Source organism: Paraburkholderia caffeinitolerans (genome assembly GCF_902859945.1).
Taxonomy (GTDB): Bacteria; Pseudomonadota; Gammaproteobacteria; order Burkholderiales; family Burkholderiaceae; genus Paraburkholderia; species Paraburkholderia caffeinitolerans.
Window position 1 is genome coordinate 1 of sequence record NZ_CADIKL010000012.1, and the last position, 16,591, is coordinate 16,591.

Annotated in this window: 16 protein-coding genes; 3 read left to right on the forward strand and 13 right to left on the reverse strand. The window is 61.7% G+C overall.

The genetic code is table 11. The features are described 5' to 3' along the window. From HV773_RS14045 to guaB, 7 genes are all read right to left on the reverse strand, one after another. Positions 1 to 745: ATP-binding protein (locus HV773_RS14045; protein ID WP_281365273.1), on the reverse strand; the 745-nt coding region annotated here is incomplete at its 3' end. Continuing rightward, positions 742 to 1,503 carry a DUF4194 domain-containing protein gene (locus HV773_RS14050; protein WP_129561920.1) on the reverse strand — a complete coding sequence of 254 codons (762 nt, stop codon included), beginning with the start codon at positions 1,501 to 1,503 and terminating at the stop codon, positions 742 to 744. The genes HV773_RS14045 and HV773_RS14050, both read right to left, overlap by 4 nt. Before the next feature lies 1 nt (position 1,504). After that, positions 1,505 to 3,004: a DUF3375 domain-containing protein gene (locus tag HV773_RS14055; protein WP_129561919.1), complete on the reverse strand. Its 1,500-nt coding sequence runs from the start codon at positions 3,002 to 3,004 to the stop codon at positions 1,505 to 1,507. Between the two features lie 194 nt (positions 3,005 to 3,198). Beyond that, complete coding sequence (locus tag HV773_RS14060; RefSeq protein WP_129561918.1) at positions 3,199 to 3,483, reverse strand: VOC family protein; 285 nt, start codon at positions 3,481 to 3,483, stop codon at positions 3,199 to 3,201. 237 nt (positions 3,484 to 3,720) lie between these two features. Further along, positions 3,721 to 5,304: a glutamine-hydrolyzing GMP synthase gene (guaA, locus tag HV773_RS14065; RefSeq protein ID WP_129561917.1), complete on the reverse strand. Its 1,584-nt coding sequence runs from the start codon at positions 5,302 to 5,304 to the stop codon at positions 3,721 to 3,723. A 167-nt stretch (positions 5,305 to 5,471) separates the two neighbouring features. Then, on the reverse strand, positions 5,472 to 6,119 hold the full coding sequence (locus HV773_RS14070; protein ID WP_129561916.1) for a hypothetical protein: 648 nt from the start codon (positions 6,117 to 6,119) through the stop codon (positions 5,472 to 5,474). A gap of 6 nt (positions 6,120 to 6,125) precedes the next feature. Then, a complete protein-coding gene (gene guaB, locus HV773_RS14075) occupies positions 6,126 to 7,586 on the reverse strand; it encodes an IMP dehydrogenase (protein WP_129561915.1) in 1,461 nt (486 codons plus the stop codon). Between the two features lie 304 nt (positions 7,587 to 7,890). Between guaB and HV773_RS14080 the strand changes: the two genes are divergently transcribed. Further along, complete coding sequence (locus tag HV773_RS14080; RefSeq protein WP_129563323.1) at positions 7,891 to 8,976, forward strand: DMT family transporter; 1,086 nt, start codon at positions 7,891 to 7,893, stop codon at positions 8,974 to 8,976. A gap of 26 nt (positions 8,977 to 9,002) precedes the next feature. Here HV773_RS14080 and HV773_RS14085 read toward each other — a convergent pair whose 3' ends face one another. Further along, a complete protein-coding gene (locus HV773_RS14085; protein WP_129561914.1) occupies positions 9,003 to 9,335 on the reverse strand; it encodes an RnfH family protein in 333 nt (110 codons plus the stop codon). Continuing rightward, positions 9,332 to 9,775 (reverse strand): type II toxin-antitoxin system RatA family toxin, encoded by a 444-nt coding sequence (locus HV773_RS14090; RefSeq protein WP_129561913.1) that lies wholly within the window; start codon positions 9,773 to 9,775, stop codon positions 9,332 to 9,334. The genes HV773_RS14085 and HV773_RS14090 overlap by 4 nt, the downstream gene beginning before the upstream one ends. A gap of 102 nt (positions 9,776 to 9,877) precedes the next feature. Between HV773_RS14090 and smpB the strand changes: the two genes are divergently transcribed. After that, positions 9,878 to 10,324 (forward strand): SsrA-binding protein SmpB, encoded by a 447-nt coding sequence (smpB, locus tag HV773_RS14095; RefSeq protein ID WP_129561912.1) that lies wholly within the window; start codon positions 9,878 to 9,880, stop codon positions 10,322 to 10,324. 41 nt (positions 10,325 to 10,365) lie between these two features. Here smpB and HV773_RS14100 read toward each other — a convergent pair whose 3' ends face one another. From HV773_RS14100 to ppsA, 3 genes are all read right to left on the reverse strand, one after another. Next, on the reverse strand, positions 10,366 to 11,322 hold the full coding sequence (locus HV773_RS14100; protein ID WP_129561911.1) for an SPFH domain-containing protein: 957 nt from the start codon (positions 11,320 to 11,322) through the stop codon (positions 10,366 to 10,368). Between the two features lie 33 nt (positions 11,323 to 11,355). After that, positions 11,356 to 11,781 (reverse strand): NfeD family protein, encoded by a 426-nt coding sequence (locus HV773_RS14105; RefSeq protein ID WP_160113471.1) that lies wholly within the window; start codon positions 11,779 to 11,781, stop codon positions 11,356 to 11,358. A 218-nt stretch (positions 11,782 to 11,999) separates the two neighbouring features. Further along, positions 12,000 to 14,399 (reverse strand): phosphoenolpyruvate synthase, encoded by a 2,400-nt coding sequence (ppsA, locus tag HV773_RS14110; RefSeq protein WP_129561909.1) that lies wholly within the window; start codon positions 14,397 to 14,399, stop codon positions 12,000 to 12,002. A gap of 404 nt (positions 14,400 to 14,803) precedes the next feature. Here ppsA and ppsR point away from each other — a divergent pair, with 404 nt between their 5' ends. Continuing rightward, positions 14,804 to 15,619, forward strand: coding sequence for a posphoenolpyruvate synthetase regulatory kinase/phosphorylase PpsR (gene ppsR / locus HV773_RS14115; protein ID WP_129561908.1), 816 nt, complete (start codon positions 14,804 to 14,806; stop codon positions 15,617 to 15,619). Between the two features lie 98 nt (positions 15,620 to 15,717). On the opposite strand, the gene HV773_RS14120 is transcribed toward ppsR, so the two are convergent. Further along, positions 15,718 to 16,503 carry a TrmH family RNA methyltransferase gene (locus HV773_RS14120; RefSeq protein ID WP_129561907.1) on the reverse strand — a complete coding sequence of 262 codons (786 nt, stop codon included), beginning with the start codon at positions 16,501 to 16,503 and terminating at the stop codon, positions 15,718 to 15,720. Between the last annotated feature and the right edge of the window lie 88 nt (positions 16,504 to 16,591).

Below are 16,591 nucleotides of genomic sequence, written 5' to 3' on the forward strand. Positions count from 1 at the left end.
TCTGCATCGCCGGCAGAAGCAGCCTCATGTTATCCGCAACCTGTTTCAGGAGAAGCATGTTCGCTACGCAGCTTGATCCAATATACGCACTATTTATTGAACTGGTCAGTAACAGGGTAAAGGCATTCTCGCCGACGTCGAAGATGCGACGAAGCTCCAGCACGTACGCCTTCTTGCTATCGAATACTTTCAGGAGTCCAGAAATCTCTCGCTCATGTTGCCTGAGCGCCCTCTTGCCACCGACGTGGTGCAACTCCAGCAAATCATCAAGGTCTAGCTCTGCACCACGCAGTATCATCCAGATTCTGTCAAGCTCGGTGGCCGATGAGCCAGTTCCCTCCAGCGAGAATATCCCTGCAATGGCCAGCGTCTCACTTCCATTTCCAAACGTCGCTGCAATCGCCGAAACGGTCTTTCCTGGCCTGGTGATATGGTCGGTGTCGCCCTCGCGCCCTGCGCCGGAAACCCCACGCACATACGACACGAGGTCACGATCGCTCTCGTGCCCTCCGGTCGATGCGAGGTTGTAACGCGGCTGTGCAGCAATCAACGTCATCAAAGCGTCGACGAGCGTGGTCTTTCCACTCCCGGTCTGGCCAATGATCGCTGTGCCCTCGATGTCAATCTCTGCGTGATGGCGCCCGTTAAACGGACCCCAGTTAAAGACATCGAGGTGGGTGAGAATGAATGCCGCCGGCGGCAGCAGGTCTTCAATGCCCGAATGGACCGAGTTGGCCGCCCTCATGCACCCTCTCCCTCGCGTTGGACAGGCCCGTACTCATCCGTGCGAAGCGCGCCAGAAGACGCTTGCTTGAGCACCTGCAACAACCCCTGCAAGTTCTCGGGATTGGCGAGATGAACGATGATCGGGCGAATCAGGAACTGATCTTGAGGGTCAACCTCGGAGACGATCCCATGCGACTTGACTTTGTCGAGCAGATTACGTGCGCGCTGGAGTTCACGCGCTTCGCTCCCAAGATTCCCAAGATAGAGCTGCAATTGGGAAGCGATGTCTTCGACCAGTACCGGAGCATCCGGTGCGCCTATGCCCTGCTCCTGCTCATGAACCAGATAGTGCCGGCGCAGTAGCGCCACCAATAGCGATTGCTCCAGGGTCAGGCGCTGCCTGCGGATTAGGGGATGGGACCATTCGTCGTCTTCCGAATCGGGGAAATACGACTGAGCAACAACGAGGAAAGCCAACCCGCGAATGTCGTCAATCTTGAGCACCAGGTCCAGCGGCTCCAGAATGCGATTGATCTCGGCTGAGTCGGTTACTGCAATCCGATAAAGATTGGGCTTTTTTGCTGTTTCCAGGAGGCCAAACTTGAGCAGTTCCTGGCACGCATCCTTCACGTCGCGGGATGTAGCACTCACCGTCCCGGAAGACTCGCCGGCACCGGATTCTCCAGCCGGCTCATCGGCCGTCAACTGCATTGCGACCTCAGCAGTCCCCTTGCCCTCGTCCTTCGGAGCCGTGAGCGTATCGAAAATGCTTGCCATGTTATAGCTCCATATCCAAACCGCGCAGATCCTCAAAACCGAGTTCCACCTGAGGAACGTTAAAGCGCAAGGCCACGCCACCTCGCCCTTCCACATCAACGCTCTCCCGGCCCTCGCCCACCAACGCCTCCGCTTCCCGCGCCATGCTCAACCAGAGCGCGATTGTCTCCAGATCATGCGTTGGCGGAAGATGTCGCGCCAACTCTGCAATCCCCATGCGCTGACCGCTTTGCTCGAGCAGTGCCACTGTCGTCTCGTACAACGCTTGCCGATCCAAACCGTCCAGCGCTTCCCAGAACTCGTCATCGATCGACAGCGGATCCATGCTTTGCACCTGCAACTCGAGCGCTTGCTGCGCTTCATCCTCGACGACCTTGAACCGAACTCTTTCGATGAGCGGGAGTCCAGCGACAGAAATTGCGACCGGTGGGAATGGGCCATCCATGCCTCGTACCGAGGCCGTTTCCCAGCTGACCGCTAGCGCTTGCTGTAAAACGTCGCCGATCAGTTCCCCTACACGATGGTGCTCTGCTGCCAACCCCGTACGAAGGAACCCCTTGACGTCACGCTCGCTTCGAGCTCTCGCGCGGATGACCTCTGCAGACTCATCGATCAAACGAATAATGAGCCAACGCAGTTCATGTTGCTGGTTTGGATTAAGAGCAGAGCGGGTAGTGGGATGGTTGATTATCTGACGCAAGCGATACTTCATCGCGTCCAGCTCGGCCGAGCGCCCTAGCTGCTGCTGAAAACCACGAAATACCTTTCCTTCCGCCGTTTCCAGAAGTTCGTCATGACTGTTCAGCAGCTTATCGACGATCGCGCCTCGATGACTTCGCTCGCTCACAATCGACTGTCGCAATGCCTGGTCCGCCTCGCGGTATGAATCCTCCACCCTGCGAAAGTCCGCTCGCAAACTCGTGGCCAGATTATAGATTTCGCGGATACCCTCGACTGACTCCGACTCGGTCATTGCGCGAACATTACCCGCATTGACATCTTCGAGTTCCCGTTCAAGCTCCTGGATCTTGCGCTGCAAATACCTCGATCGACTCCGAGGATCCGGGTTCAGGTTGGACTCGAGGTTTTCTATCTCGCGTTGCACGATAGAGAGGCGGGAAGCCGTGGAGGTCATCAGGCGACCATCGAGGGCGGCAACGAATCGCAATGCCTCTTCCAGGGCGTCTGTTGCATAGAGCCGTCCTGCACGCTCAATCAGCAACGAACGACGAATCCACCCGCGAAGCTCCTTGCGTGCCATCACCGAGCAATCGTCGTCCGGATCAACACCAAACTCATCTGAGTTGGCATGTTGTTCCAGTAAGGCCGCTAGCATCTGCTCGGCTGCCTCGACCTCAATGCCGTCGTGACTCTTCTCAAATAACGTCTGCAAACAACTTAGCACGAGCGGCGCACTGCGTGCCGCCAACAATTGCCAGGCAGGGTGTTGACGTCGCGATTGAACGTACTGATGCGTGCGCTGCTTCCAATCAATATCCATGACTTCTCCGTGCAACTCGCAAGATGCAGAAGCAGATAATGCAAAACCAGCGCGGGTAAAGCTTTCGCCATGAACACAGTATCAGAACGCCGCTGCAGCATGACAAGTTAGCATATCAAAGCAACTGGCAAAATCGTACGGATCCTGACACAGATCCAACGCTTGCCGTGCCACAAAAATGCGGACCGGTTCTATCAATGTGTAAAGCCGATGCGGTTCATCGGCGGCTTTCCGCCACCGGAAGCCGGTGGAAAAAACCGCAGGAATTCGATGCGAACGCCATCCCGCTCGATGAACGCCAGCGTCATATCAAGATCGTCGATCTCGAGCAATCGCCCGACAACCTCAACTGCCTCGCGATCCTGGTCAGCGTCCACACGTCCGAGCAATCGAAAGCCCAGGATATCGCAGTAAAACTGCAGGGATCGATCCAAATCACTGATGCAAAGCCCGAAATGAGATACGCCCACAATCGGCATTTGAAAGACCTCCTGGTATGCAAGGGTTTGACCGCAGCAGAATCAGCATGTTGAGTATGCTACGCAGCGATCTATTCCCCGCCCCATACCGCATCGATCATCTACCGTTATCGAAACGATCAAAATCTCCTTCGGTTAAAGCAGCTCGGCATGAAAAAAGCCCGCGAAATCGCGGGCTTTTACGCTGCTATTGCCTGTAGTTGCCAGGCTTTGACAGACTACGCTCCAAAATGGCGCTCACTCCCACTCGATCGTCGCCGGCGGCTTGCCCGAAATGTCATACACGACACGATTGATCCCACGCACCTCATTAATAATGCGGTTCGACACCTGCCCAAGCAACTCATGCGGCAGATGCGCCCAATGCGCGGTCATGAAGTCGAGCGTCTGCACTGCGCGCAGCGCAACCACATACTCATAAGTCCGGCCATCGCCCATCACGCCCACGCTCTTCACCGGCAGGAACACCGCGAACGCCTGGCTCGTCAGTTCGTACCATGACTTGCCGGTTTCCTTATCGATGGTGTTACGCAGCGTCTCGATGAAAATCGCATCGGCGCGGCGCAGCAGGTCCGCGAACTCGCGCTTCACTTCGCCGAGAATACGCACGCCGAGGCCCGGGCCCGGGAACGGATGGCGATACACCATATCGTGCGGCAAGCCGAGCTTTACACCCAGTTCGCGCACTTCGTCCTTGAACAGTTCGCGCAGCGGTTCGAGCAGCTTGAGGTTCAGCGTCTCGGGCAGGCCGCCCACGTTGTGGTGGCTCTTGATCGTGTGCGCGCCCTTCTTGCCCTTGCCCGCCGACTCGATCACGTCCGGATAGATCGTGCCCTGCGCGAGCCACTTGGCGTCGGTGAGCTTGCCCGCTTCGGTCTGAAACACCTCGACGAACTCCGCGCCGATGATCTTGCGCTTCGCTTCCGGATCGGTCACGCCCGCCAGCTTCGACATGAACGCCGCGCTCGCATTGACATGAACCACTTTCACGCCGAGGTTGTCCGCGAACATCGACATCACCTGCTCGGCTTCGTTCAAGCGCAGGAGACCGTGATCGACGAACACGCAGGTCAGCTGGTCGCCAATCGCGCGGTGCAGCAGCGCTGCAGCCACCGACGAATCCACGCCGCCTGAGAGGCCGAGAATGACGTGCTCGTTGCCCACTTGCTTGCGAATCGCTTCGACGGCTTCGTCGATGTAGTGGCCCATTTCCCAGTCGGCCTTCGCGCCGCAGAGGCCCAGCACGAAGCGCTCGAGCATCGCGCGGCCCTGCACCGTGTGCGTGACTTCCGGGTGCCATTGCAGGCCATAGAAGTGACGTGCTTCGTCGGCCATCGCCGCGATCGGGCACGATTCCGTCGATGCCATCAGCTTGAAGCCGGGCGGCATGTCGGTGACCTTGTCGCCGTGGCTCATCCACACCTTGAGCATGCCGTGGCCTTCGCTGGTGCGGAAATCCTCGATGCCGTCGAGGAAGCTCGTGTGGTTGCGCGCGCGCACTTCGGCGTAGCCGAATTCACGCTCGTGGCCGCCGTCGACCTTACCGCCGAGCTGCTCGGCCATCGTCTGCATGCCGTAGCAAATGCCGAGCACCGGCACGCCCAGTTCGAACACGGCTTGCGGGGCGCGCGGGGTGTCGGTTTCGGTGACCGAGTTCGGGCCGCCCGAGAGGATGATGCCCTTCGGCGCGAACTCGCGAATGAATGCATCGTCGACGTCGTACGGATGAATTTCAGAGTAGACGTTGGCTTCGCGCACACGGCGCGCGATCAGTTGGGTGACTTGCGACCCGAAGTCGAGAATCAGGATTTTGTCGTGCATGGCAGCGGACGAGACCTAAAAAAAGAACAGATACAGAAAGCCGCGCGCTGGGTGAATCTGGCGCACGGCGTGAATTCATCGGAACCTTGGCGCTTGATGGCAGCGGTGCAAACAACTCCCGGACACACAGCGGCGGGTACGGCCCGCTCCCTGGCGTCTCGCGCGAGTCAGCCACGCAGCGGTGGCCGCGGCGCGTCGGCCGCTTCGTCTCGCGCTGCAAGATGCGGATCTTGCACTTGCGCCGCCGCGCCCGCGGTGGCCGGCGTTGCCGGTGCGGACTCTACGCCCGCCGCGCCGGTTTCCACCGGCCCGCCAGCAAAAACGGGCTTCGCGTATACCACGGGCTCTTCGCGCTTCGTCCTGGCCACGGCGCGCGCCTCGCGTTCCTGCGCAGCGGCCTCAGCCGCCTGCGCCTTCTCGCGCCGCTTCACCGCGCCGGCCAGGCGTGTGCCGCCCAGCCCGACGATGATCAGCCAGGCGCCCACCGCGCCGGCCACCAGTTGGCCGAAGCCCGTGAGTTGCGGCGTATGCAGGCCGATCAGCCAGACCAGCATCAGCACGCCGGCAATCCAGTTGACGTGCCCCACCGTGCGCCCGACCGTGACGGTCAAGTCGCCGTCGAAGGCCGCGCGCAGCGCGATCCACGCGAAACCCGCCAGCACCACACCGAACGCCTGGCCGATGAGCGGCGGCTGCGGCTGCACCAGTTGCAACGCGTTGTAGAGCGAGCTCCAGGGCGTGCACAGGAACAGCACGCCGAAACCCAGCAGCATCAACGCGTCGACAATCAGCACTATGCGTAGCAGCGGCTTCATCGCGGTTTAGTCCACGTGGTAGTTGGGGGCTTCCTTCGTGATCTGCACGTCATGGACGTGCGACTCGTTCAAGCCGGCGCCGGTGATCTGCACGAACTCCGCCTTCGCGTGCAGTTCGTCGATCGTACGGCAACCGCAGTAGCCCATCGAGGCGCGCACGCCGCCGATCAACTGGAACAGGATGGCGTTGATTGGGCCCTTGTAGGCGACGCGGCCTTCGATGCCTTCCGGCACGAGCTTGTCGATGTTGGCCGAGTTGTCCTGGAAGTAACGGTCCGCTGCGCCGTCCTTCATCGCGCCGACCGAGCCCATGCCGCGGTACGACTTGTACTGACGGCCCTGAAACAGGAACACGTCGCCCGGCGACTCTTCGGTGCCCGCGAACATGCTGCCCATCATCACAGCGTTCGCGCCGGCTGCCAGCGCCTTCGAAACGTCGCCCGAGTAGCGCACGCCGCCGTCGGCGATGCACGGCACGCCCGTGCCCTTGAGCGCTTCCGAGACATTGGAAATCGCGGTGATCTGCGGCACGCCCACGCCGGCCACGATACGCGTCGTGCAGATCGAACCCGGGCCGATGCCGACCTTCACGCCGTCCGCGCCGTATTCGACGAGCGCGCGCGCGGCGTCGGCAGTTGCGATGTTGCCGCCGATCACTTCGACGTGCGGGAAGTTCTTCTTGACCCACTGGACGCGCTCGAGCACGCCCTTGCTATGGCCGTGCGCCGTGTCGACCACGATCACGTCCACGCCGGCCTGCACCAGCAGCTCGACGCGCTCTTCGTTGTCCGGGCCCACGCCGACAGCCGCGCCCGCGCGCAGCTTGCCATGCTCGTCCTTACAGGCGGCCGGGTGCTCCGTTTGCTTGGTGATGTCCTTGACGGTCATGAGGCCGCGCAGTTCGAACGCGTCGTTCACGACCAGCACGCGCTCGAGGCGGTGGCTGTGCATGAGCGCCTTGGCTTCGAGGAGCGGCGTGCCTTCTTTAACGGTGACGAGGCGCTCGCGCGGCGTCATGATCGAGCGCACGGGCTCGTCCAGACGCGTTTCGAAGCGCAGGTCACGGTTCGTCACGATGCCGACGAGTTGCGCGCCTTCCACCACCGGGAAACCCGAGATGCCATGCTGCTGCGAGAGCGCGATCACGTCCGCGACTTTCATCTGCGGCGGAACCGTGATCGGGTCGCGCACCACGCCCGACTCGAAACGCTTCACCTTCGCAACCTCGCGCGCCTGCTCAGCCGGCGTGAGGTTCTTGTGAATGATGCCGACGCCACCCTGCTGCGCCATCGCGATTGCGAGGCGGCCTTCCGTGACGGTATCCATCGCGGCCGAGACAAGCGGAATATTCAGGGAGATATTGCGGGTCAGCCGGGTTTTCAGGCTGGTGTCGCGCGGGAGAACGTCGGAAAAGGCGGGGACGAGGAGCACGTCATCGAACGTGAGTGCTTTCTGGATCAGACGCATGGCAAATCCTATAGGCGCAAAAGCAGATTATACGGGATAGCGCCCTGGAAATCATCAGTGTCTACAGTAGGTTAGCGCCGTTTTCGGGATTTTTTTGAGGTTTGGGACGGGGTGCGCGACGGGGAAAGCGCGGTGTGTCAGACCCGATTTTCTGGCCGCCAGCCGTACGCTGCGAATCGGGATTCGCGAAATCGGGAAAACGCGCCGTGCAGGATTGAACAAGACGGTCGTGCGACGTGCGATTAAGCTTCCACCCATCCTGCAAGGCCAGGACGGTCAGATCGAAATTGTGGAGGCAAGGGAAATGCAGCGTGGTGTGTTGTACGGCGTGCTCGCCGGTGCGTTATGGGGAACGGTGTTCCTGGTGCCGCGCCAGTTGCCGGAGTTCTCGCCGCTGCTCCTGAGCGCCGGGCGCTACACGATGTACGGCCTCGTCTCGTTCGCCGCGCTCCTGCCCATGCTGCGGCGCGTCTGGCCGCGCCTGACACGCGCGGACCTCATCGCGCTCGTGAAGCTCGCCCTCGTAGGCAACCTGCTCTACTACCTCTTTCTTGCAAGCGCGATTCACCTCGTGGGCATCGCGCCAGCCTCGCTGATTGTCGGCGTCCTGCCCGTCACGGTCACGCTGCTCGGGCGCGGTGATCACGGCGCGGTGGCGCTTTCAAAGCTGGCCTGGCCCCTTGCCATGATCGCGGCCGGCATCGTGTGTATCAACGTCGATGTTTTCACTGCAGGCGCAGGCGATCACGCCAGCACGCTCACGAAGATTGCCGGCCTGGGCTGCGCGGTTGGTGCGCTCGCCTGCTGGACGTGGTACGCCGTGGAAAATGCCCGCTATCTGCAACGCAACGCCCATTTCGGCGGCAACGAGTGGTCGGTGCTGTGGGGCGTAGTGACAGGCGCGCTCGGCGGCCTGCTCTGGCTCGTGGTGCTCGTCATGCCCGCCGGCACGGTCCAGCAAAGCGTGGGCAGCGGGCGCTGGACTGCGTTCTGGCAACTGAATCTCGTGCTGGCCATTGGTGCGTCGTGGCTCGGCAACGGCCTCTGGAACGCGGCGTCCAAGCGGCTCCCGCTTACGCTTTCGGGCCAGATGATCGTGTTCGAGACGCTGTTCGCCCTGCTCTACGGTTTCGTCTACGACCACCGCCTGCCGCGCCTGCTCGAAGTCGCGGCCGTCGTGCTGCTGGTGGTGGGCGTGAGCTGGTCGGTCCGCCAGCATTCGGGCGGGCCGGAACGGAAGACACGGCGCATGGAGACGGCATCGTGCCGGAAGGCGATTTGCCGGGGATTCCAGGTATTGGCGAGACGAACACCTCGGGAAGGAACGGCTCGGAGCACCGCCGCACCGCGAGTTGAAAAGCCTGAGGGCGCAACACGCGCCCTCAGATAGCCACTAACTGCCCCATCAACGCGAATTCAGCGCGAATCCTTGTTCTGCCACTTACGGCCCTCGATCGAGCCCTCCTTGCGCGTCTTGTCGACGCGGCGCTGGCGCGCAAGCTTGGGATCGACCACCAGCGGGCGATAGATCTCCACGCGGTCATGATCGGCGAGCACTGTGTCGAGCGGCTTGAGCTTGCCGTAGACGCCCACCTTCAGTTTTGTCAGATCGATTTCCGGATGGCGCACGAGAATTCCGCTGGCCTCGATGGCCTGCTGCACCGTCGCGCCGGACTCGAGTTCCACGCCGATGAGCGTCTGCGCGTCAGGCAGCGCATAGCAGACGTCGATGAACAGTTTTGCACTCATACCTTGTTCTTGCCGTAACGCTGGTCGGCGCGCTTCACGAAGGTATCGACGAAAGTGTTCGCGATGTGGTGGAACACCGGGCCGATGATCTTCTCGAGAATAATGTTAGAAAACTCGTAATGCAGCGAGAATTCGATCTTGCAGGCATCGGCGCGCAGCGGCGTGAAGCGCCAGGCGCCCGTGAACTTCTTGAACGGGCCGTCGGCGAACTCCATGTCGATGCGCTCAGGCCGCTTGTGCTTGTTGCGCGTGGCGAAGTGCTGCTTGATGCCCTTGAAGTTGATATCGATTTTCGCTTCCATTCCGTCCTCGTCCTTGCGGCGAACCTCGACGCCGCCGCACCACGGCAGGAAGTTGGGATAGTCGTCGACGTCGGTCACGAGGTCGAACATCTGTTCCGCCGAATGGCGAATCAATACGGTTTTCTGGACATCCGCCATAAATTGCGCAATGCGAGGCAAGGGTGAAGGCGCCACGGGCTTTCGGTGGCCCGCTTTGCTAAAATCGTAATTTTAAACGAGTTGGGCGTTTCCCATTTTCCTATGAGCATCATCGACAACAGAAAAGCCTTCTTCGATTACTTCATCGAAGAGCGCCACGAGGCGGGGCTCGCGCTCGAAGGATGGGAGGTCAAGGCCATGCGCGCAGGGCGAGCCAACATCAAGGAAAGCTACGTCGTGATCAAGAACGGCGAACTGTACCTGATCGGCACGCACATCAGCCCGCTGCCCGAAGCCTCAACGCACATCCAGCCCGACCCTACTCGCATCCGCAAACTGCTGCTCCACCGCGAAGAGATCGACAAACTGATCGGCAAGGTCGAGCAGCGCGGGTTCACGCTCGTGCCGCTGAACTTCCACTACAAGGGCGGCCGCGTGAAGTGCGAGATCGGCCTCGCGAAGGGCAAGAAGCTCCACGACAAGCGCGAGACCGAGAAGCAGCGCGACTGGCAGCGCGAAAAGGCGCGTCTCATGCGCACGCCAACCTAAGCGCACCTTGAGGGCGCTCAGGCGGTAGTACAGGCACTCGCTCAGGCGCCCTTCGCCGCGTCGCGGCTCAACTGCGTCTCCTTCATGCCCGAGCGGTTCACGATAGTGAGCGCCGACGCGATCATCGAGCTCAGGTCGCTCATGTTGCCGGGCACGATCAGCGTATTGCCCTGCTTCGCGAGGTTGCCGAACGCCGTGACGTACTGCTCGGCCACCTTGAGATTGACCGCATCCATGCCGCCCTGCGCCTGGATCGAGTTGCCGATCTTCTGGATGGCCTGCGCATTCGCCTCGGCCACCGCAAGAATCGCCGCCGCCTGACCCTGTGCCTGGTTGATGGCGGCCTGCCTCTCGCCTTCCGACTTCTGGATCGCCGCCTCGCGCGCGCCTGCCGCGAGGTTGATCTGCTCCTGCTTGCGCCCCTCCGAAGCTGCGATCAGCGCGCGTTTTTCGCGCTCCGCCGTAATCTGCGCCTGCATGGCATGCAGAATTTCCTTCGGCGGCGTGAGGTCCTTGATCTCATAGCGCAGCACCTTCACGCCCCAGTTCGAGGCGGCCTCGTCGAGCGCCGACACAATGCTGTGATTGATGAAATCGCGCTCCTCGAAGGTCTTGTCGAGTTCGAGCTTGCCGATCACCGAGCGCAGCGTGGTCTGGGAAAGCTGCGTGATGGCGAACACGAAGTTGCTCGAGCCATACGAGGCCTTCATCGGGTCGGTTACCTGGAAGTACAGCACGCCGTCCACCTGGAGCTGCGTGTTGTCGCGCGTGATGCAGATCTGGCTCGGCACATCGAGCGGAATTTCCTTGAGCACGTGCTTGTAGGCCACGCGATCGACGAACGGCAGCACAATCGAGAGACCCGGTGTGAGCGTGGCATGGTAGCGGCCCAGCCGCTCGAGCACCCAGGCATGCTGCTGCGGCACGATCTTCATGGTCCTCGATATCAACACGACGACGATCACAAGCAGAATCACCCCGACAATAGGCACTTGCATACGCTTCCCCCTTTGGCTTCGATTTGACTTCGTTCAGGCGTGGCGCGTGCCTTCTTGAGCACCGTGCACGCCTGGCGCCACGCTGCCGTCGCGCCTCGCTGCGACAACGAGGCAACTGCCCCGCACCGCCTTGATTTCATAGAGATGGGCGTCCTCCGGCTCGCCCGGCGCGAGCTCGACGTCCCATTCGGCGCCGCGATACATCGTGCGCGCACGACCGTCGCGCCACTCGGCGACCGGGACAATCGAGCCGATGTCGAGATTCACACCCGGATCGGTCGACGCATCGACCATGCGCCGGCGCCGCCCGAACCGCGAGCGCCGCAGCGCGATCACAGCCACCAGCGCCACCAGCGCCGCAGCCACCATTTGGAGGTCGAGCGGCACGCCCAGCTCATAGGCCAGCACGCCCGCGAGGAAGCCGAGCGCGATCATCAGCAGATAGAACGTGCCAGTCATCAGCTCAGCCACGATCAGCACACCCGCGCCGATCCACCAGAACAAACCATGCGGACCCACGTCGACCTCCCAAAGTAAAACACCCCGGATAGACCGGGGTGTTATAGCACGAAGCTGACACTGTTTTCCGCAGCGTGCGAAGCAAGGCCTAAGCCGCCTCAACTACCACACGCCGCGCGCGCCGGGGCGGCGCGCAATGTCGGGTCAACAGGCGGGCATTACTTCGCCTGCGACTTCGCGAGGGCCTGCCACGTATCGATGATCGTGTCGGGATTCAGCGACATCGACGCGATACCTTCGTCCGCGAGCCACTGGGCGAAGTCCGGATGATCGGACGGGCCCTGGCCACAGATGCCGACATACTTGTTCAGGCGCAGGCACGTTTCGATTGCGCGCTTGAGCATGAACTTCACGGCCGGATCGCGTTCGTCGAAGTCGACGGCCAGCAGTTCCATGCCCGAGTCCCGGTCGAGGCCGAGCGTGAGCTGCGTGAGGTCGTTCGAGCCGATCGAGAAGCCGTCGAAGTACTGCAGGAATTCTTCGGCGAGGATCGCGTTCGACGGCACTTCGCACATCATGATGAGCTTGAGGCCGTTCACGCCGCGCTTCAGGCCGAACTTCTCGAGCAGGCCGACCACGCGCTCCGCCTGCTTGAGCGTACGCACGAACGGCACCATGATCTCGACGTTCGAGAGGCCCATCTCTTCACGCACGCGCTTGAGTGCGAGGCACTCCATTTCGAACGCCTGTGCGAAGTCCTCGGCCACGTAACGCGACGCGCCGCGGAAGCCCAGCATCGGGTTTTCCTCGTCCGGCTCGTAACGCGAACCGCCGATCAGCTTCTTGTACTCGTTCGACTTGAAGTCCGACAGACGCACGATGACAGGCTTCGGATAGAACGCCGCCGCGATCGTGGCGATGCCTTCCGTGAGCTTGTCGACGTAGAACGCGCGCGGCGATGCGTGACCGCGTGCAACGCTTTCCACGGCCTTCTTCAGGTCCGCGTCGATGTTCGGGTACTCGAGGATCGCCTTCGGGTGCACGCCGATGTTGTTGTTGATGATGAACTCGAGACGCGCGAGGCCAACACCTGCATTCGGCAGTTGCGAGAAGTCGAACGCGAGCTGCGGATTGCCGACGTTCATCATGATCTTGACCGGAATCGCCGGCAGCTCGCCGCGCTGCACTTCGCTGACTTCGGTTTCGAGCAGACCGTCATAGATGCGGCCTTCGTCGCCTTCCGCGCACGACACAGTCACCAGCGCGCCGTCTTTCAGCACGTCGGTTGCGTCGCCGCAGCCCACGACTGCCGGCACGCCCAGCTCACGCGCGATGATCGCTGCGTGGCAGGTACGGCCGCCACGGTTCGTGACGATGGCCGAAGCGCGCTTCATGACCGGCTCCCAGTTCGGGTCGGTCATGTCGGCAACCAGCACGTCACCCGGCTGCACGCGTTCCATTTCAGACGGATCGTGAATCACCTTCACACGGCCCGCGCCGATCTTCTGGCCGATCGCGCGGCCTGTCGCCAGAACCTGCGACTGGCCCTTGAGCTTGAAGCGCTGCTCCGCCTTGCCCGCAGCCTGGCTCTTCACCGTCTCCGGACGTGCCTGGAGAATGAAGATCTTGCCGTCCTGGCCGTCCTTGCCCCACTCGATGTCCATCGGACGCTGGTAGTGCTTCTCGATGATGACGGCGTACTTGGCCAACTCGATCACGTCTTCGTCGGTGATCGAGAAGCGGTTGCGCTGTTCGTGCGAGACGTCGACCGTCTTCACGCGGCCCGGCTCGCCCGGCTGCGTGAATTCCATCTTGATGAGCTTCGAGCCGATCGAGCGGCGGATGATCGCGGCCTTGCCCTGAGCGAGCGTGGTCTTGAAGACGTAGAACTCGTCCGGATTCACCGCGCCCTGCACGACGGTCTCACCGAGGCCGTAGCTCGACGTGATGAAGACGGCGTCCTTGAAGCCCGATTCCGTATCCAGCGTGAACATCACGCCCGCGGCGCCACGATCCGAACGGACCATGCGCTGCACGCCAGCCGACAGCGCGACTTCGGCGTGGGTGAAGCCCTTGTGGACGCGATAGGAGATGGCGCGGTCGTTGTAGAGCGACGCGAACACGTGCTTCAGGCGATCGAGCACATCCTCGATGCCCACCACGTTCAGGTAGCTCTCCTGCTGGCCGGCGAACGAAGCGTCGGGCAGATCTTCGGCCGTAGCCGACGAACGCACGGCGAACGACAGCTCAGACGGCGAGCTGTTCTTGAGCGTCTCGAAGCCCGCGCGGATGTCTGCCTCCAGCTTCGGCTGCAGCGGCGCGTCAACGATCCATTGACGGATTTCCTTGCCCGCTTCGGCCAGCGCCTTGACGTCGTCGACATCGAGCGTTTCCAGGCGAGCGGCGATCCGTTCGGTCAGGTTGTTATGTTTCAGGAAGTCGCGGAAGGCGAGCGCGGTCGTCGCGAAGCCCGTGGGCACACGCACGCCAGCCTCAGCCAACTGGCTGATCATTTCGCCGAGCGAGGCGTTCTTGCCGCCCACAACCTCAACGTCGGTCATCCGCAACTGCTCGAACGGCACTACATAAGCCTGATCCTTGGCAACGGTGTTAGTCATACAAGCCCCTAAGTGTGAAAAAAATTCACGATTGCGCAAGTGGGCTCGAACGCGAGCCGCCCATTGGAAGCGGATTCGCGCCTTGCGCAACCTGTTGGAGAAGCAATCGCCATAGCCCTGGGGCTAGCATCCAGCGTAAGGAAAAGCGGGGAGATGCGCGCGATTGCACGAAATTACCCGGAATCGCTGCAAATTGACGCCCGATTGAGCCACGATAAACTGCGGTTCGGCGCGATTGCACTGCAATTGCTTATCCAACAGGTTGCCGCTATTCTACCGTGCCGACTCTCGAAAATGTGTCTGTCGGCGAGAATCGCGCCTCAGGCCCGCTCCACAACGCTTCGGGGGCATCTTCCGGGCGTTTCCGCCCCCTCTGGTCCCACTTACACACGCAGCCTCAACCGATGTCGCCTACCGTATTCATCGTCTCCGACGGTACCGGGATCACTGCCGAAACTTTCGCGCACTCGATCCTCTCGCAGTTCGACCAGAAATTCCGCCTCGTGCGCGTGCCGTTCATCGACTCGACGGACAAGGCCTACTCGACCGCCGAAAAGATCAACGAAGCCGCGGTGCACGAAGGCCGCCGGCCAATCGTCTTCACGACGCTGGTGGACAGCGACTCCAACGAGATCCTCAAGCGCTCGAACGCGCTCGTGCTCGACATGTTCCAGACCTTCGTGGAGCCGCTGGAGCAGGAGCTGGAGCTCAAGTCGAGCCACGCGATGGGCCGCGGCCACCAGAACGCCGACACAGACGAATACAAGAACCGCATCGAGGCCATCAACTTCTCGCTCGCGCACGATGACGGCCAGTCCGACCGCAATCTGAACGACGCCGACGTGATCCTCGTGGGCGTGTCGCGCAGCGGCAAGACGCCGACCAGTCTTTATCTGGCGATGCAGTACGGCGTGAAGGCAGCCAACTATCCGCTGATCCCGGACGACTTCGAACGCGCCAAGCTGCCCAATTCGCTGCTGCCGTATCGCGGGAAGATCTTCGGGCTCTCGATCGATCCGCAGCGTCTCACGGAAATCCGCAACGAGCGGCGGCCCGGCAGCAAGTACGCGGCACTGGAAAATTGCCGCTACGAAGTGAACGAAGCCGAGGCGATGATGCGGCGCGAAGGCATCAAGTGGCTCTCGTCGACGCACAAGTCCATTGAGGAAATCGCTACGACGATCTTGCAGGAAATCCGCCTCGACAAGCCGGTGTACTGAAGATCGCCCCGTGTAGAAACGAAAAAGGCCTGCTCGCTCGCGATGCAGGCCTTTTTGTTGCGTCAGCCACAAGGGCGTGACTCAACGCCGAGCGACGCTCAGGGCGCGTGGCGCTGCTGACGGCATTGCTCGAAGAGGCATACGGCGGCGGCAGCCGCCACATTCAGGGACTCCATGCCGCCCGGCTGCGGAATCGTCACGCGCAGCGCAGCCGCGTCGCGCCACAGTTGCGAGACGCCCGCCCCCTCATTGCCGAAAACCCACGCCACCTGCCCCGTGAGATCGCTCTCGTCGATGGCACGCGCGCCATGCGAATCGGTGATCACGACCGGCACGCGCAGCATGGCGATCAGCGCCTCGGGATCGACATTCTCGAAGACCTGCAGCAGGAAGTGCGCGCCCATCGCCGAGCGCAGCACCTTCGACGACCACGCGTAAGCAGTGCCCGGCGTGCAGAATACCTTGTCGACGCCTGCGGCCGCCGCGCTGCGCAGGATCGAGCCGACGTTACCCGCGTCCTGCAGGCCGTCGAGCACGAGACAGGTCGACTCGACCCGCTCTGGCAGATGCGCCTCGGGCATGTCCACGAGCAGCAGCATGCCCACGCCGTGCACCACGTTCGAAAGCTGGCCAAAGAGCGCGTCGGGCAGCGTGATGACGCGGCGTTCGTCAACGCGCGCGACGATCGCCTGCGCCTCTACATGCGCAAGCGCGCCTTCGGTCACGATGCAGTATTCGGGCTGCGTGCCGCCGTCGAGCCACGCGCTCGCGAGGTGAAAGCCCTCGAGCAGGGCCTGATGGCTGCGCCGCTGCTGGTGCGTCGAGCCGGCCAGCGCCTTCAGGCGCTTGTAGAGCGGATTGTCGCGCGAAGTAATGGCTTTCACGGGCGGGCCTGGCGATCTGAAAAAAGAAGGTTGAAAAAGACAACGGCGCCGCACGAAGCGACGCCGGATTGCGTGAAACGGAACATTA

Coding starts and splice junctions, on each gene's coding strand:
- HV773_RS14050 (WP_129561920.1), bottom strand. CDS start 1,503: ATGGCAAGCATTTTCGATACGCTCACGGCTCCGAAGGACGAGGGCAAG.
- HV773_RS14055 (WP_129561919.1), bottom strand. CDS start 3,004: ATGGATATTGATTGGAAGCAGCGCACGCATCAGTACGTTCAATCGCGA.
- HV773_RS14060 (WP_129561918.1), bottom strand. CDS start 3,483: ATGCCGATTGTGGGCGTATCTCATTTCGGGCTTTGCATCAGTGATTTG.
- guaA (WP_129561917.1), bottom strand. CDS start 5,304: ATGCACGACAAAATCCTGATTCTCGACTTCGGGTCGCAAGTCACCCAA.
- HV773_RS14070 (WP_129561916.1), bottom strand. CDS start 6,119: ATGAAGCCGCTGCTACGCATAGTGCTGATTGTCGACGCGTTGATGCTG.
- guaB (WP_129561915.1), bottom strand. CDS start 7,586: ATGCGTCTGATCCAGAAAGCACTCACGTTCGATGACGTGCTCCTCGTC.
- HV773_RS14080 (WP_129563323.1), top strand. CDS start 7,891: ATGCAGCGTGGTGTGTTGTACGGCGTGCTCGCCGGTGCGTTATGGGGA.
- HV773_RS14085 (WP_129561914.1), bottom strand. CDS start 9,335: ATGAGTGCAAAACTGTTCATCGACGTCTGCTATGCGCTGCCTGACGCG.
- HV773_RS14090 (WP_129561913.1), bottom strand. CDS start 9,775: ATGGCGGATGTCCAGAAAACCGTATTGATTCGCCATTCGGCGGAACAG.
- smpB (WP_129561912.1), top strand. CDS start 9,878: ATGAGCATCATCGACAACAGAAAAGCCTTCTTCGATTACTTCATCGAA.
- HV773_RS14100 (WP_129561911.1), bottom strand. CDS start 11,322: ATGCAAGTGCCTATTGTCGGGGTGATTCTGCTTGTGATCGTCGTCGTG.
- HV773_RS14105 (WP_160113471.1), bottom strand. CDS start 11,781: ATGACTGGCACGTTCTATCTGCTGATGATCGCGCTCGGCTTCCTCGCG.
- ppsA (WP_129561909.1), bottom strand. CDS start 14,399: ATGACTAACACCGTTGCCAAGGATCAGGCTTATGTAGTGCCGTTCGAG.
- ppsR (WP_129561908.1), top strand. CDS start 14,804: ATGTCGCCTACCGTATTCATCGTCTCCGACGGTACCGGGATCACTGCC.